Origin of the sequence: Algoriphagus antarcticus (genome assembly GCF_002150685.1) — a bacterium.
Classification (GTDB): Bacteria; Bacteroidota; Bacteroidia; order Cytophagales; family Cyclobacteriaceae; genus Algoriphagus; species Algoriphagus antarcticus.
On record NZ_MSSW01000049.1, the window covers coordinates 95,048 to 109,165 of the forward strand.

Consider the following 14,118-nt stretch of genomic DNA (forward strand, 5'->3'; position numbering starts at 1 on the left):
GACACGAAAGTAGTAGGCGATGTCCATTCTATTTTGGATAGTCTTGACTTAAGCAATATTGCGCTCTAGATATATTTGCCTCGACGGGGTTAAACTAAAGAAAAATTCTAATTGATCATTTTCCGATCAACCTGTATTTTCACTAGCTAGTAGTATTCCTTTTGATTAATTGGAGATCATTGCTTAACTCATACTATAGCCACAGACCTTATGAAAAGCAGAAGATCATTTATCCAGAAACTCGGAGCGGGAATAGCTATTCCAGCCTTAGTTTCATTCAATTCTCCTTCAGATAAAACTTCGAAGTCTATTGATCAAACTCTGAAAGGAGAGGAGTTTTGGGAAGAAGTTCGAAAACAGTTTCCTCTCACAGACAGCAGAGTTTACTTGAATAATGGGACTTTTGGACCTTCACCAAATGTGGTTTTGGAAGCTTTGCAAAATTCCTTTATCGAGACGAATACCAGTGGAGAATATGGTCATATAGAGCCAGAGCGTGAGAAATTGGCGGCTTTTGTGGGAATTAAAACTTCCGAGATTTCCCTCACGCATAATACTACCGAGGGAATCAATATCATGACTTGGGGACTTCCGCTGACAGCTGGAGATGAGGTGATTATCACGTTGCAGGAGCATGCGGGAAATGCATTGCCTTGGCTGAATCGGGCGAAATTGCATGGGATTATCCTAAAGCCATTTGAACCAAAAGCTACTCAGGCTGAGAACATGGACTTAATCAAAAGCTTGGTTACTCCCAAAACCAAAGTCATTGCAATTCCTCATGTCACTTGCACTACAGGATTGGTTTTTCCTATCAAAGAAATATCAGCATTTGCGCGAGACAAAGGAATATTCACCGCAATTGATGGAGCCCATGGAGCAGGAACTTTTGATTTGAATCTAAAAGAATTGGGCTGTGACCTTTATGCAAGTAGCTATCATAAATGGGTTTTAGGACCAAATGGTACAGGTTTTCTTTATGTGCGAGAGGAGATTTTGGATCAAGTCCAGGTTTACCAAGTAGGAGCGTATTCAGATTTGGGTTGGGATCTGTACCAAAATCCACCTGAGTTTAATGGCTACGTTCCCACAGCTCATCGGTATGATTATGGCAGTCAAAGTTTGCCCATGATGCGCGGTGCTTTGGCTGCAGCAGATTTTCATACAGAAATAGGCAGGGAAAAAATAGAAATCAGACTACGGGAGCTAAATCAGTATTTGTATGATGGGCTATCGGAAATGAGTTCAAGACTGGATATTTTGAGTTCGCGCGAACCAGAGTCAAGAATCAGTATGGTCACCTTTAAGCCGAAAAATATGGATTACCAGGAAGCTGGTGGCTTGATAAGCAAGGAAGGCTTCCGTATTCGGCAAGTGCCAGAAAGTAAGCTGGACGCTATCCGTATTTCAACTCATATTTATAACAGTAAAGCTGAGATTGATAGCTTCCTTGACGCGACGAAAAAGGTGTTGAGTTAAAGTTTTACTACAGGGAGCGTGGCTTTTTACGCGGAGGACACTGCTTTATATTTTTAATTCTATTTGAAATAAAGGGCTGAAAGCCCAAAATACCATAGCCCAGCTCGATAGGACTGGGTAAAAAGAGAAACCTTAACCCCAAGGTCTGAAAGACTGAAATATCACTTTTCTCCCGAATCGGAGATCCTAACTTATGGTTTTTTTTTCTTTTTTATCTCCGCTCTCGCCTCGGCTTCGGCGGCTCTGAATTGAGAAATATCAGCGATCAATTTAAGAGGTAAAGGTTTGTCCAGCGGAAACTGAATAGCTCCGGTGGAAGTCACGTATTTTTTAAGTTCTTTTTTGAATGCGCTCACGCCGCTATTCGAAGGATAGAAACCGATGTGTTTTTTCGCCCCTGCGAAATAGACCAAGACTTCAGAGGTCTTGTATGCGGGCATATTGTAGCTGATGACTTCTTTGGCTTTTGGGACAGCCTTCAGAATTGTCGTTCGCATTTGCTCAAGCTTTTCTCTCACTTCCGGTGAGCACCAGGTGAGATATTCTTCTACAGAGGATGGTTTTGCGTTCATCATTCTTTAGAGTAGTTAGATGTTAGACATTAGATTTGGGATTCGTACTTCTTTAAATTCCTAATAGAAAGTGTTTTGAATTGTTATTTTTCCAACTCATCCGCAGCAGGAACCAACTTAGCTTTCAAATCCGGATCTGCCATATCCTTGTCCAATGGAAACATCGGGCGATTGATCCGCTTGTACCCTAATCTCTCCAAATCCTGATCTACTCCGCCTGGAGTTAAAGCCATAATCCAATCCGCTCGCATGTCATAAAGTTCTGGCACCAAATAGCCAATTTTTACCACCACAATATCCGCTTCTCTTGGTTTCAAACTTAAATCTGTAAAGTCACTTTCGTTATGATAAGGCTTACGTTTTTTGGTTACGATCACATGCACAGATCCTACTTTCACCACGACCTCAATTTCAGCTGCATCGTCACCTTCTTTAATCGCTTCCACCGTTCCTTTGAGCATCACTGGCGGAGCAAATCTATCGTCTATTGCTGCGCCAGCAGTCCCTTCTACATTTCCTCCCACACCTGCAGCGATTGCTTTCTCTACTAATTCAGGCCCTGGAATGGAAGCATAGATTAGAGTTGGGCCATTCTCAGATTTAAATTTTGGTCTTTTTAGGATTTCTGTCAAAGTCCAAGTCACATCTCCAGCCCCGCCAGCAGTTGGGTTGTCACCCATATCACTGATCATAAATGGCTTTTTATCACTAGCTAATGCCAAATCCAAGCTTTCTTCAAGTGTGGCTACAGGAGCTACAAACTCGAACTCATCCCGCACATCCCAAAAGCTTTGTGCAAGTTCTTCCGCTGACTCAGTCACTGCTTTTTCATCATCTCCAGTTACCATCACCACCGCATGATTTCTAGGCTCATCCGCCCAGGCGTAGCCGATCCAGATCGCAGCATCGATTATGCCTTCCTTTTTTGTCATAGGATCCACCTTTGCATAAAGGCTCATTCCAGGATCAATTCTAGTGCTTGTCTTTTCGCCGGGAAGTAGAATCGGAACAGGAATCCAAGCTTTGTAGGCAGGCTTTCCTTTTCCACTTTCCAATCGATCCAGCATGTTTTCAACTGCTCGTTGTTTAGATTCCAACGCATCCTCATGCGGTGCCATTCTGTAGCTAGTGATCAAATCTGTGTTTTCCGCCAATCTCCAAGATACATTTCCATGCAAATCCATAGAGGTAGAAATCAACGTCTCGGTCCCAACAACTTCTCGAACCCGAATGATAAAATCACCCTCAGGATCATCTAATCCCACCACGCTCATGGCACCGTGGATATCGAAGAAAAGCCCATCATACGGCAAATTCTCCTTGAGCATATCCAGCGTTTTGCCCACTAATTCTTCGTAAGCTTCACGAGTGACAATTCCACCTGGGATGGCATGACCTCTTAAAGTTGGAAACCATTCGGCTCTACCTCTATCTACTGAAGCAGAATCTAGGAAGGGATAATAATTGAAAATATCAGCACCTTCTCTAGTTCGAAAAGCATCCACATCACTGGTAGCAGGTGAAAAAGTACTGGACTCTATCGCCAATCCCGCGATGGCAACACGAGGAAGTGGTTTTGATTCTTCTTTGGAAGAACAAGAAACAATAACAAAAAGGATGAAAAGGAGGGAGATAAAATTTCTCATGGCTTAAGTTGGGGTAGATGTTTGATTAAAAGTGAAATGCAGATAAGCCTAATCACAAGCCTCAATTTAAGTCATCATCTTAAAACATTGCCTAAACTTTTTAAGAATGGTGTTTTTCTAACTCGAGAATTTTCTGAAAACTGCGCTAGTTAGTATGATCACGATGTGCAAGAATCTGCGTTGTATGTGCAAATCTATCCAGCCAACCCCGATGATCTTTTCTGATAAAAGTGACCATGACCGTCCCGAAAAACCAAATCGCCAAAAAGAACAAATAGAGAAATAGGTATAAGTTATCATCAAACCTGGTATCAATCAGAAACTTCGAAACTTCTCCGACCAAGAAGGGAAGTATTAAAAATATCCCGTATCGGACTATCAGGTCCTTGTAAGTGAGTTTGAGACCATCCATTCTGATGATTCGAATGCCGAGTAGCTTCTTGCCCAGGGTCTGTCCTTTGGTCATTTTGCTGATGAAAATAAAATAGAAAAACAGCAATCCAACTTTCATCAGGGTTAGTAGCCATACATTTTCAGAAATTCCCTCGATAATGTATGCGGCAAATAAGATCACTAATAGGGAATCTACGAAAATAGCCAAAAATCGCTGGGTCAGAGTGACCCCGCTGCGATTCAAAAGTGGCTTTTTAGATACATTTGGGAGGAATGTCGTATAGGAAGCTATCACAAATCCAATAAAACATCCAAAGGTGTTGGTGATCAAATCATCAACTTCGAAATGTCTGTATCGGCAAGGATACAATCCATAAAGTGCTGTCAATTGAGTGATTTCGAAGAATAGGGAAGCCAAAAAACCAATCACAGCTGCGATTCCTGCATTTCTAACTTGGAATAAATACCTAAGGAAAAACCCAAGCGGCATCAGCAACAAAACATTGAAACTTGTCACCATAAATGTGGAACTTTTCACAATACTGAAAAGGGAAATATTGCCTTGAACCTCTCGAAAAGTATCTCTTACAAATCGAAACGGGAAATAACTTGGGATGACTTTACCTATTCGGTGATCGCAGAATCCTTCCGTGATCTGAGGAAGCGGAAGTACCGTGAGGAAAAAAGCAGTCATCGCATAAAATGAGAACATATAGAAAACCAAGCTTCTATTGAACTGCACATAGCCGACTTTTTTGTACTGAAAATATGCATACGGGACAATACTTGCCAGCGCAATCAAAGGGAAATAAATAATTGAAGTTCGGATGGCTTCAAAATAACTATACATGCAATCTGTGTTTGCTCGGATGGTAGTTAAAATTAACGGCATCCTTTTTTTACCTAATAAAAAAGAAAATAATTCTGCAATAACCGATCCCTTTAGCTCAGTTTTTAACAAATTGTATGTTGCTAGAATGTTAATTTTGGCTAACTAAGCTAAATGCTATGAAAGAAGAAATTACTCTTGCCGAAGCTCAAAAGCAAGTAGATCAGTGGATCAAAACAGTAGGAGTCCGTTATTTCAACGAATTAACTAATATGACCATATTGATGGAGGAGGTGGGGGAATTAGCCAGAATTATGTCCAGAACCTACGGCGAGCAATCCTTCAAGGAATCAGATAAAGGAAAAGATCTCGGGGATGAAATGGCGGACGTGCTTTGGGTATTGATATGTCTGGCAAATCAAACGGGCGTGGATCTGACTGAAGCCATGAAGAAGAACTTCGAAAAGAAGAACGTTCGAGACGTCGATAGGCACAAGAATAATGAGAAGCTGAAATAAGGTAGGGATTACTTTTTATCGTAAAGTCCTGTATTCCCTTTTTCCAGCAGAGGCATCAGTTTCGCTACGATTTCAGGGTTTTCTGCTGCAATATTTACTGATTCTAGCGGATCTGTCTGATGATCATACAGCTCTATTGTTGGCTCGGCATTCCTAAAATACTTCGTCAATCTATAGCGATCTGTTCGCATGGATATTCCTTGATGATAGTAAGAATAGGCCACATTTCCAGTTTGAGATTCTTTGGATTTTAGGAGACTGGCAAAGCTTTCGCCATCCAAACCAGAAGGATTGTCGATTCCGATCAATTCCATAAGTGTAGGGTAGATATCGACTGATTCCACTATTGAACTGTCGATCTTGCTGACTTTAGAACCTGGGATTTTGAATATAAGTGCGCTGTTTAGTGCATTTTCAAAAAGCGTATGCTTACCCCAAATCTGCTGTTCTCCAAGATGCCATCCATGATCGCCCCACACGATCACAATAGTATTTTGATCCAATTCCAGCGCTTTTAGCTCGGCTAGAATTAAACCAATCTGAGCGTCGGAATAGCTGGCGGCAGCATAATATGCGTGTTTGATTTTTCTGGCATAAGCTTCTGAGAGCTGCCTATCCAATCCTGCTTTTTCTTTCCCAAGCGCATATTGATTGAATTCACCACTTTCCAATAGGCTATTATTAGAGACATTTTGAGGTTTTTCTGGGTTCTTCGCCACTGGAATTTTGTCCTCATCGTAGAGATCCCAGTATTTTTGCGGAGCAGTAAAAGGTAAGTGGGGTTTGAATAGACCAACTCCCAAGAAAAATGGATGCGATTGATTTTTCAGTTCTCGAAGTTTTTTGACAGCCAATTGTGCAGTAAGTCCATCTGGATAGCCAAGATCATCTACCTCCGCAGCTTCGTAAGGTTTGACTTGCTTTTTCATGCTTTGTCGATTTTCCCCATTAGCATATCCAAAAAAAGCATTCCAGCCAGTTCCCCATTTCCCGCTATCAAAAAGCAACTCATCCCAACTGTAGGGCAATTCCTGCTGTGTAGAAACTTCCTCCTCGTATCCGTAAACATAACCGTCTGCAGAATGAGAGATTTTACCGATACCTACCGTGTGATACCCATTTCTGCGAAGATGATGGATAAAAGTCTCCGGTGTTTCCGATTCTGGCTTGTTGGGGAATTCATCTGCCATGATATTATTACCCAATTCAGCAATTCTGGAAGGTCGCTTTCCGGTGAGAAAAGCCGCACGGGAAGCGCCGCAGGTAGGAACCTGGACGAAATGATAGGTGAAACTCACTCCTCTGGAAGCCAATTTATCCAGATTTGGAGTGCGTATGGAGCTATTTTCAAAATGTCCCAGCTCAGATCGAAGGTCATCGACTGCAATAAATAGCACGTTGGGTTTACTTGATTGGGCAAAACCAGACATAAAAGGTGATCCTAGTAAAACAATAAAGAGTGCATGTCTTAAAAACTTGTATTCCATTTTCACTTTAGTTTGAGATGGTTAATCTAGGCCATTTGCTTTGTAGATAAAAGATGAATCGTAGGAAGTATTGAGCTTGCGGCCAAAAGCTGGCTAAAGCAAAAAGAGCTGGTTTTGCAAACCAGCTCTTTGAAATTACATTAAATCACTTCCGTCCATACAGATACTGATCCTGGTGCACATTGGAAATCTGCCCAGCCTGATTCGTTTACCCAGACCTCTTCCTGAATTTTGCCAAGAATATCACGGAAACTTCGACCCGAATACCGTGTGCCAATCTCCATTGGTAATGTTGCGCCATCCCCATTTGACATGACTACAGCACAGCCAGAGTGATCCTCATCGCCCTCTCTTGTCCATCCAATCAAGTTAGCTTGCTCAAAATAATCGCGCTGAGTACCGAAAGCAAAATCTTTTCTTGCATAAAGCATAGGTTCTAGTTCATCTATTCGATGGATGAAAATCTCATAATCCTGACCATTCTCTCCTTTGTCCCAATAGCTAGCGCCAAAAAGGTCAGGATAGAAAACGCATGGGTAGCCATCTTTGCGAAGCAAAATAAGCGCATAAGCCAAAGGTTTAAACCAAGCTTCGACTGGAGCTTCAAGCGCCTGAAGCGGTTGAGTGTCGTGATTGTCAACAAGGGTAACTGCTAATGCTTGATTATGTGCCACTAAAGATTCGTCGAAAATCGTACGAAGGTCAAATGCACTACCGGAGTTAGAAGCCTTGTGGAGATTATGCTGCAAGGCTGAGTCAAATAAGCTCATTGTGCCATCTGTGGCTTCAATGTATCGCTGCAAGAGTTCCAGTTGACCAGGAGCCCAATATTCCCCTACAGCGAAAATTTCCTTACCTATGCGCTCCCTAAGTAAATGCATGAACTCTTTGAAATACTGTGGGGAGATGTGCTTTACGGCATCCAAACGTACGCCGTCGTAGTGAGTAAGCTCATGAAGCCAGGTAGCATAGTTTAATAATTCATCTCGAACGGCAGGATTTCTAAATTCGATGTCGCAAAACATCAAAAAGTCATAGTTGCCTTTTTCATCATCGATCATTTCGTCCCAGTCATTCCCATGCTCGCTCATGAGATTGAATATGCCATGCTCTTGATTGCGATGATCATAATCCACGCCACTGAAGCAATTCTTGTCCCAAATAAAATCCGAGTAAGCACCATTTCTTCCGGGAAAAGTAAATCGAGTAAAAGATTCTATTTCATAAGGCTCGGAAATATTCTTCAGGCGATTTTCCTCGCTGACTTTGACTGCTTGCATGATTTCAGATTCATCGCCTCCTGCTTTGTGGTTCAGAACAAAGTCTACAACCACTTGAACTCCACGGTCATGAAGCGCATTTGTAGCCTCAATGAATTCATCTTTGGTTCCATACTTTGTCCGGACAGAACCTTTTTGATCAAATTCTCCTAAATCAAATAAGTCGTAAGTGTCGTACCCGACGCTCATTCCTCCCTGCTCACCTTTTGATGCAGGCGGGAGCCAGACACTTGTAATTCCTAAATTTCCCAGATACTCTGCTTTTTCTTTTACTTCTTTCCAAAGCGTATCCTCTGGGGAATACCAATGGAAAAATTGGATCATAGTTCCGTTTTTCATCGCTAAAAGTTGGTTGGTTTAGTGGTTTAACTAATCCGTAAACGCCAAACTCATTTGTGAGTTCAAATATTTTTTTTAAGCAGTAAAGTATCTCGAAAAAATCATGTTTAAAAATTTGGATATACTCATTCTTGCCAGTAGAAAATTTAGAGGATAGAAAACCCAACGACACACGGAATTCTGGTTTACTCCGTTCATAGGCCTACCTCGCCGTGGCGGGTCTTCCAACCCTTGACCAAAGAGAATTCGCTTACTGGCAGAAAAGCGTACATATAGATAAAAATATCTCATTTCAGAATGCACGTCCGAGCTGAGGTCAAAAAGCTTTGGTTTGAGAAAATTGCTGGTACCCTCATCGCTTATGAGTTGACTTACGTACATTTCAAAGTGAGATTTTTATTCTTGTTACTTCTTATTTCTTTCAATTGCCAAGCTCAAAATGATGGTTCCCATGGACTTGGCAAGAATGATAAACCCACCATTTCTGTATTACCTCTGGTTTATTACACTCCTGAGACCAAATGGGTTTTCGGTGCAGGGGCTGTAGGCACTTTTAAACTCGCAAATGACGCTACCTATGAAAGTCTAGTCACAGCAGGAGTTGCATATTCTCTCAGAAATCAAATTTTAACCTATGCAAGTTGGAGGGTTTTCACGCCAGCAAACAAAGATCTTTTTATTGGAGAAGTAGGATGGTATCGTTATGTGTATTATTTCTATGGAGTTGGAAATGACGTAGCAGAAAGCGATTGGGAGAGTTACTCTGCGAGATATCCAAGAGTAAGGTTTGATTATGCCCGTAAAATAGTCCCTAATCTATACCTGGGAATTCGCTATGGATTTGATAACTATGATATTTATGATCTTAATCCGGCTGATCAATTAATCAACGGTGGATTTACAGGGAGTCAAGGTGGAATAGTAAGTGGTGTCGGCCCTTTGATAGTTTATGATTCCAGAGACAATCAGCTGTACCCATTGTATGGGAATTACGCTGAGTTGAGTTTCCAACAATATGGTAGATACCTAGGAAGTGATTTTAACTATGGTCGTTTGGTAATCGATCTGCGGAAGCTGTTTTCGGTAAAAGAGAATCAGGTAATTGCCACCAATTTTTATTCTGAATTCACTTCTGGAGGAGTTCCTTTTTTTTCGTTAGCAAACATGGGCGGCAATAAGCGCATGAGAGGCCTTTTTGACGGAAAGTATAGAGATCAAAATTCAGTGATCCTTCAAGGAGAATACCGATATAAATTTCTGCCTAGATGGGGTGCAGTGCTTTTCTCTGGAGTTGGGAACGTTTTTTCTGCTGAAAATAAATTCCAATTTCAAAGCACAAAACTCACTTATGGAGTCGGAGGAAGATTTCAACTCTCCAAAAAGAAAAAGCTAAATCTACGTTTAGATTTAGCTCATTCTCCAGGAGAGGATCTTCAGTTCTATTTTACTTTTGGAGAGGCGTTTTAACCACCTATTGTTTTATACCAGTCAAAATTCCATCTTCCACTTTGCCCACCAGGCTAAATAAATCAAGCGTAAGGCAAAAGTCAATGTCTGAATCGATGTTGTGATTTTGAAGGCGTTTTGCATGGGAGGCTTGGGAAAGAAAACCTTTAAGGTTATGCCCTTCCTTTTCATAAAGGGATTTCATCGAAATGGCCCCATCATCCTCGGCTTCATGGGTGGTTTCTAGAGCCTTCACCATTGCGCCTGCAAATAGCGAATCCTCAAGATTGAATTTTCCTTTCCAGCCTGCGCAGTGAATCAGCACATCTTTATTGCCGGATTGGATGTAGCTGGCAGTCGCTTGTAGATTTGGGAAAGAACCGATTAGAATCTCATCAGCTCCAGCAGATTTGGAAATCGCCAGAGTTCCATTGGTGGTGGTCATGGCGAGTTTTTGGTTTTGGTATTCTCCAGAAAGATAGGCTAGGGGAGAGTTTCCCAATTGGAACCCTTCTGCCTTGACGCCATTTCTTTCTCCCGCGATTAAATAACCTGAGGAAGCCATGGCTCTGCATTCTTCCAGATCAGCGCAGGTTTTTATTTCCGAAATTCCATTTGCCAGCGCAGCAATCATGGTGGAGGTGGCGCGAAAAATATCGACCACTACCACTATTTTGCCTTCCAGCTCGTGCAAGTGAATTAATTCTGGACTGAAGCAGATTTCTACTTGTTTCATTTGACTTTCACTAGCGGAAGTTTTTCCACCTGAGCTTTAAGGTTCTTATTTCTTACTTGGATGAAAATCTCTGTTCCTGCCTTGCTGAATTCTGTTTTCACATAGCCCAAACCGATTCCCACACCCATGCTTGGAGATTGAGTTCCTGAAGTTACTTCTCCGATCACATCACCAGCGGCATCTACTATAGGGTAATGTCCTCTTGGAATACCTCTTTCTTGCAGGATAAAGCCAACCAATTTTTTAGAAACACCAGCTTCCTTCTGAGCTTTAAGGGCTTCAGAATTTGTGAAGTCTTTGGTGAATTTGGTGATCCAGCCCAATCCAGCTTCCAGTGGTGAAGTGGTATCTGTGATGTCGTTTCCATATAAGCAATAGCCCATTTCCATTCTGAGCGTGTCTCTCGCGCCCAGGCCGATTGGCTTGATGTCAAAGTCTTTTCCAGCTTCGAAAACCGCCTTCCACACTTTCTCTGCATCTTCATTTTTCACATAGATCTCAAATCCACCAGAACCAGTATAGCCCGTTCCAGAGATGATCACATCCTCAACTCCTGCAAATTCTCCTACAGTGAAATGATAGAACTTTATCTCTGAAAGGTTGACAGGAGTCAAAGCTTGTACAGCTTCGATGGCTTTTGGGCCTTGAATAGCAAAAAGTGATATTCCCTCTGAGATATTGGTAAGCTTAGCGCCCATCGAATTGTGCTTGTTTACCCAAGCCCAATCTTTATCGATGTTCGAAGCATTTACGACAAGCATGTACTTCTCGTCTTCAAACTTGTAAACGATCAGATCATCTACGATTCCGCCCGTTTCATTTGGAAAGCAAGAATACTGCGCCTGTCCGTTTACGATTTTGGAAGCATCATTTGAAGTTACTTTTTGGATCAGGTTCAAAGCCTCAGGGCCTTCTACCATGAATTCACCCATATGGGACACATCAAATACGCCAACGCCATTTCTCACGCAGAGGTGCTCTTCATTATCAGAACTGTAACGCACAGGCATATTGTATCCTGCAAAAGGCACCATTTTACCACCAAGGGCAACGTGCAAGTCATTGAGTTGGATTTTTTTGATTTGCTCTTCCATAATCTGGGTTAAATTTCTAGTGGGCAAAGGTAAGGATTGAGGCGAAAAATGCACTAAAAAAGGCAACCTGATGGGGTTGCCTTCTAATGTTTGTTTTAAGTATTTGTCTTATACGGAGAAGCTTTCGCCACATCCACAAGTTCTGCTTGCATTTGGATTGACGAATTGGAAGCCTTTTCCATTCAGTCCGTCTGTGAATTCCAGTGTAGTTCCTGCCAGGTAAAGCAAGCTTTTTCTGTCCACTAGTATTTTTACTCCTTTATCTTCAAATACATGGTCAGTTTCCACCTGAGCGCCATCAAAGCCCAAATCATACATCAGACCTGAGCACCCTCCTCCTTTCACAGAAACGCGAATATTTTCATTTTCTGTGCGTCCTTCCTCTTTTTTGAGCTCTAGGATACGCTCTTTGGCTTTGTCAGAAACGATTATCATATCTTTATATATTACTTTGTCTTACGTCGAATTATGGGAAAAACAGTATTGCTCCCGAAATGATTCAATACAAATATAGCAAATTTAAACATGAGGAAAATCGAACATATAGGTATAGCAGTGAAGGATCTTGAGAAGTCTAATACACTTTTTGCGAAGCTGCTGGGAAAAGAACACTACAAAACGGAAGAAGTGGAGGGAGAAAAAGTGGCTGCTTCTTTTTTTCAGGTGGGTGAGACAAAGTTAGAATTGCTACAAGCTACGGATGAGAATAGCCCCATTGGCATATACCTAGAGAAGAGATCAGAAGGAATTCATCATATCGCATTTGATGTGGAGGATATAGCGTCGGAAGTAGAGCGGCTGAAGGGAGAAGGCTTCGAAATCCTGAATGAAACGCCAAAACTGGGTGCAGACAATAAATTAGTGGTATTTTTGCATCCTCGGAGCACGAATGGTGTTTTGATTGAATTGTGTCAGGAGATTTCCTGACTTCAACATTCATTATGAGATATCATCATTCGATATTTTCAATTCAAAATTGGAGGATTTGAAAGTTGAGAAATTGGGTCTCGGATATTTGGATGTTAGAGCACTAGTTTAAACAAACTCTAGAAAATCCCCATTTTCCTCCGCCGTGGCGGAGGGAATAGCCGAGTAATAACTTTCAAAGAAAAAGCTTGCTGGGACAGATTGTAATTAATAATTGGAATTATAAACCGCTGCGCCGTTACGCCGCCGCGATAGAAATTATGTCAGAAAAGAGAACAGAAATAAGCGATTTGGGTGAATTCGGTTTGATCGACCACCTGAATGAAAAAGTAATTATTAAAAATTCCAGCACCTTAAAAGGCATTGGAGATGATGCTGCGGTGATTGAAGCTGGAGATATGGTCAAAGTTGTTACCACCGATCTATTGGTGGAAGGAGTTCATTTTGACCTTTCCTATGCGCCATTGCCTCACTTGGGTTTCAAGGCTGTAGCGGTGAATGTCTCGGACGTGGCAGCTATGAATGCTGTTCCCAAGCAGATCACTGTGAGTATTGCGCTATCTAACAGATTCTCAGTAGAAGCTATCGATGCCTTGTATGAAGGTATTCATGCGGCTTGCGAACATTACGGTGTTGACCTGATTGGTGGTGACACTACTGCTTCTAGAAGTGGTTTGGTGATTTCTGTGACAGCGATTGGCGAAGCAAAACCTGAACAGATTTCCTATAGATCTGGCGCCAAAGAAAATGACATTCTTTGTGTAACGGGAGATCTCGGAGGAGCTTTAGTCGGATTGCAGATTTTGGAGCGTGAGAAGGAAGTCTTTCTTGCCAATCCTGATATGAAGCCTGATCTGGGGAAATACACGTTGGTTACTGCCCGTCAACTTAAGCCAGACGCTCGTGTGGATATTATTCATGAGTTGCGAGAAATGGAAGTGGTACCTACCAGTATGATGGATATTTCGGATGGACTGGCTTCGGAGATTTTCCATATTTGCAAAGCTTCTGGAGTGGGAGCGATTATCTATGAGGATAAGCTGCCGATAGACAAGCAGACATTCGATACTGCGGTGGAGTTGAACCTTGATCCGATCACTTGTGTGATGAATGGAGGAGAGGACTATGAGTTGCTATTCACGATTGATCAGAAGGATTTTGCGAAGCTGGAAAAGCACCCAGATATTCACTTCGTAGGTCATATCACTAAGGCAGAAGAAGGTAAATTCCTAGTCACTAAAAGTGGAACAGCCGTGCAGATTAAAGCTCAGGGGTGGAAGCATTTTTGATTAAAAATAACTGTGGTTCGAGTCTTCAGACTTGGACCACAACCTAATCAGTAAGCAACCAATTCTTTTAATTTTTGGCTAAA

13 protein-coding genes are annotated in these 14,118 nt (G+C 41.9%); 5 read left to right on the forward strand and 8 right to left on the reverse strand.

Annotated elements, in window-relative coordinates; genetic code table 11:
• The first annotated feature begins 210 nt into the window (after positions 1-210).
• On the forward strand, positions 211-1,479 hold the full coding sequence (locus BVH04_RS16425; protein WP_086542549.1) for an aminotransferase class V-fold PLP-dependent enzyme: 1,269 nt from the start codon (positions 211-213) through the stop codon (positions 1,477-1,479).
• A gap of 191 nt (positions 1,480-1,670) precedes the next feature.
• Here the strand turns inward: BVH04_RS16425 and BVH04_RS16430 are convergent, their stop codons facing one another.
• The 3 genes from BVH04_RS16430 to BVH04_RS16440 all read right to left on the reverse strand — a co-directional run bounded on the left by BVH04_RS16430 (position 1,671) and on the right by BVH04_RS16440 (position 4,940).
• Positions 1,671-2,054 carry an iron chaperone gene (locus BVH04_RS16430; RefSeq protein WP_240510958.1) on the reverse strand — a complete coding sequence of 128 codons (384 nt, stop codon included), beginning with the start codon at positions 2,052-2,054 and terminating at the stop codon, positions 1,671-1,673.
• A gap of 80 nt (positions 2,055-2,134) precedes the next feature.
• Complete coding sequence (locus tag BVH04_RS16435) at positions 2,135-3,697, reverse strand: M81 family metallopeptidase (protein WP_086542550.1); 1,563 nt, start codon at positions 3,695-3,697, stop codon at positions 2,135-2,137.
• A 145-nt stretch (positions 3,698-3,842) separates the two neighbouring features.
• Positions 3,843-4,940, reverse strand: a complete 1,098-nt coding sequence (locus BVH04_RS16440; RefSeq protein WP_169714449.1) for a VanZ family protein — start codon at positions 4,938-4,940, stop codon at positions 3,843-3,845.
• Between the two features lie 158 nt (positions 4,941-5,098).
• Here BVH04_RS16440 and BVH04_RS16445 point away from each other — a divergent pair, with 158 nt between their 5' ends.
• Positions 5,099-5,437 (forward strand): nucleotide pyrophosphohydrolase, encoded by a 339-nt coding sequence (locus BVH04_RS16445; protein WP_205635877.1) that lies wholly within the window; start codon positions 5,099-5,101, stop codon positions 5,435-5,437.
• 8 nt (positions 5,438-5,445) lie between these two features.
• Here the strand turns inward: BVH04_RS16445 and BVH04_RS16450 are convergent, their stop codons facing one another.
• Together BVH04_RS16450 and BVH04_RS16455 are read right to left on the reverse strand one after the other, a co-directional pair.
• Positions 5,446-6,924, reverse strand: a complete 1,479-nt coding sequence (locus tag BVH04_RS16450; RefSeq protein WP_086542552.1) for a sulfatase — start codon at positions 6,922-6,924, stop codon at positions 5,446-5,448.
• A 140-nt stretch (positions 6,925-7,064) separates the two neighbouring features.
• Positions 7,065-8,543, reverse strand: a complete 1,479-nt coding sequence (locus tag BVH04_RS16455) for an alpha-amylase (RefSeq protein WP_086542553.1) — start codon at positions 8,541-8,543, stop codon at positions 7,065-7,067.
• Between the two features lie 297 nt (positions 8,544-8,840).
• Here BVH04_RS16455 and BVH04_RS16460 point away from each other — a divergent pair, with 297 nt between their 5' ends.
• Entirely contained in the window at positions 8,841-10,010 is a 1,170-nt protein-coding gene (locus BVH04_RS16460; protein WP_086542554.1) for a BamA/TamA family outer membrane protein, read from the forward strand.
• A gap of 4 nt (positions 10,011-10,014) precedes the next feature.
• Here the strand turns inward: BVH04_RS16460 and BVH04_RS16465 are convergent, their stop codons facing one another.
• From BVH04_RS16465 to BVH04_RS16475, 3 genes are all read right to left on the reverse strand, one after another.
• Positions 10,015-10,725 carry a 2-phosphosulfolactate phosphatase gene (locus tag BVH04_RS16465; protein WP_086542555.1) on the reverse strand — a complete coding sequence of 237 codons (711 nt, stop codon included), beginning with the start codon at positions 10,723-10,725 and terminating at the stop codon, positions 10,015-10,017.
• Complete coding sequence (gene gcvT / locus BVH04_RS16470) at positions 10,722-11,819, reverse strand: glycine cleavage system aminomethyltransferase GcvT (RefSeq protein ID WP_086542556.1); 1,098 nt, start codon at positions 11,817-11,819, stop codon at positions 10,722-10,724. The genes BVH04_RS16465 and gcvT overlap by 4 nt, the downstream gene beginning before the upstream one ends.
• 108 nt (positions 11,820-11,927) lie before the next feature.
• A complete protein-coding gene (locus BVH04_RS16475) occupies positions 11,928-12,254 on the reverse strand; it encodes a HesB/IscA family protein (RefSeq protein ID WP_086542557.1) in 327 nt (108 codons plus the stop codon).
• A 90-nt stretch (positions 12,255-12,344) separates the two neighbouring features.
• On the opposite strand from BVH04_RS16475, the gene mce reads away from it, so the two are divergent.
• On the forward strand, positions 12,345-12,746 hold the full coding sequence (mce, locus tag BVH04_RS16480; RefSeq protein WP_086542558.1) for a methylmalonyl-CoA epimerase: 402 nt from the start codon (positions 12,345-12,347) through the stop codon (positions 12,744-12,746).
• 260 nt (positions 12,747-13,006) lie between these two features.
• The gene (gene thiL, locus BVH04_RS16485) at positions 13,007-14,035 is read left to right on the forward strand and encodes a thiamine-phosphate kinase (protein ID WP_086542571.1); all 1,029 of its coding nucleotides are present in this window, start codon (positions 13,007-13,009) and stop codon (positions 14,033-14,035) included.
• The last annotated feature ends 83 nt before the right edge of the window (positions 14,036-14,118 follow it).

Bases quoted from the DNA above. Each gene is read 5' to 3' on its own strand.
- BVH04_RS16430 (WP_240510958.1), bottom strand. From the start codon at position 2,054: ATGATGAACGCAAAACCATCCTCTGTAGAAGAATATCTCACCTGGTGC.
- BVH04_RS16425 (WP_086542549.1), top strand. From the start codon at position 211: ATGAAAAGCAGAAGATCATTTATCCAGAAACTCGGAGCGGGAATAGCT.
- thiL (WP_086542571.1), top strand. From the start codon at position 13,007: ATGTCAGAAAAGAGAACAGAAATAAGCGATTTGGGTGAATTCGGTTTG.
- BVH04_RS16440 (WP_169714449.1), bottom strand. From the start codon at position 4,940: ATGTATAGTTATTTTGAAGCCATCCGAACTTCAATTATTTATTTCCCT.
- BVH04_RS16465 (WP_086542555.1), bottom strand. From the start codon at position 10,725: ATGAAACAAGTAGAAATCTGCTTCAGTCCAGAATTAATTCACTTGCAC.
- BVH04_RS16435 (WP_086542550.1), bottom strand. From the start codon at position 3,697: ATGAGAAATTTTATCTCCCTCCTTTTCATCCTTTTTGTTATTGTTTCT.
- BVH04_RS16460 (WP_086542554.1), top strand. From the start codon at position 8,841: ATGCACGTCCGAGCTGAGGTCAAAAAGCTTTGGTTTGAGAAAATTGCT.
- BVH04_RS16475 (WP_086542557.1), bottom strand. From the start codon at position 12,254: ATGATAATCGTTTCTGACAAAGCCAAAGAGCGTATCCTAGAGCTCAAA.
- mce (WP_086542558.1), top strand. From the start codon at position 12,345: ATGAGGAAAATCGAACATATAGGTATAGCAGTGAAGGATCTTGAGAAG.
- BVH04_RS16445 (WP_205635877.1), top strand. From the start codon at position 5,099: ATGAAAGAAGAAATTACTCTTGCCGAAGCTCAAAAGCAAGTAGATCAG.
- BVH04_RS16450 (WP_086542552.1), bottom strand. From the start codon at position 6,924: ATGGAATACAAGTTTTTAAGACATGCACTCTTTATTGTTTTACTAGGA.
- BVH04_RS16455 (WP_086542553.1), bottom strand. From the start codon at position 8,543: ATGAAAAACGGAACTATGATCCAATTTTTCCATTGGTATTCCCCAGAG.
- gcvT (WP_086542556.1), bottom strand. From the start codon at position 11,819: ATGGAAGAGCAAATCAAAAAAATCCAACTCAATGACTTGCACGTTGCC.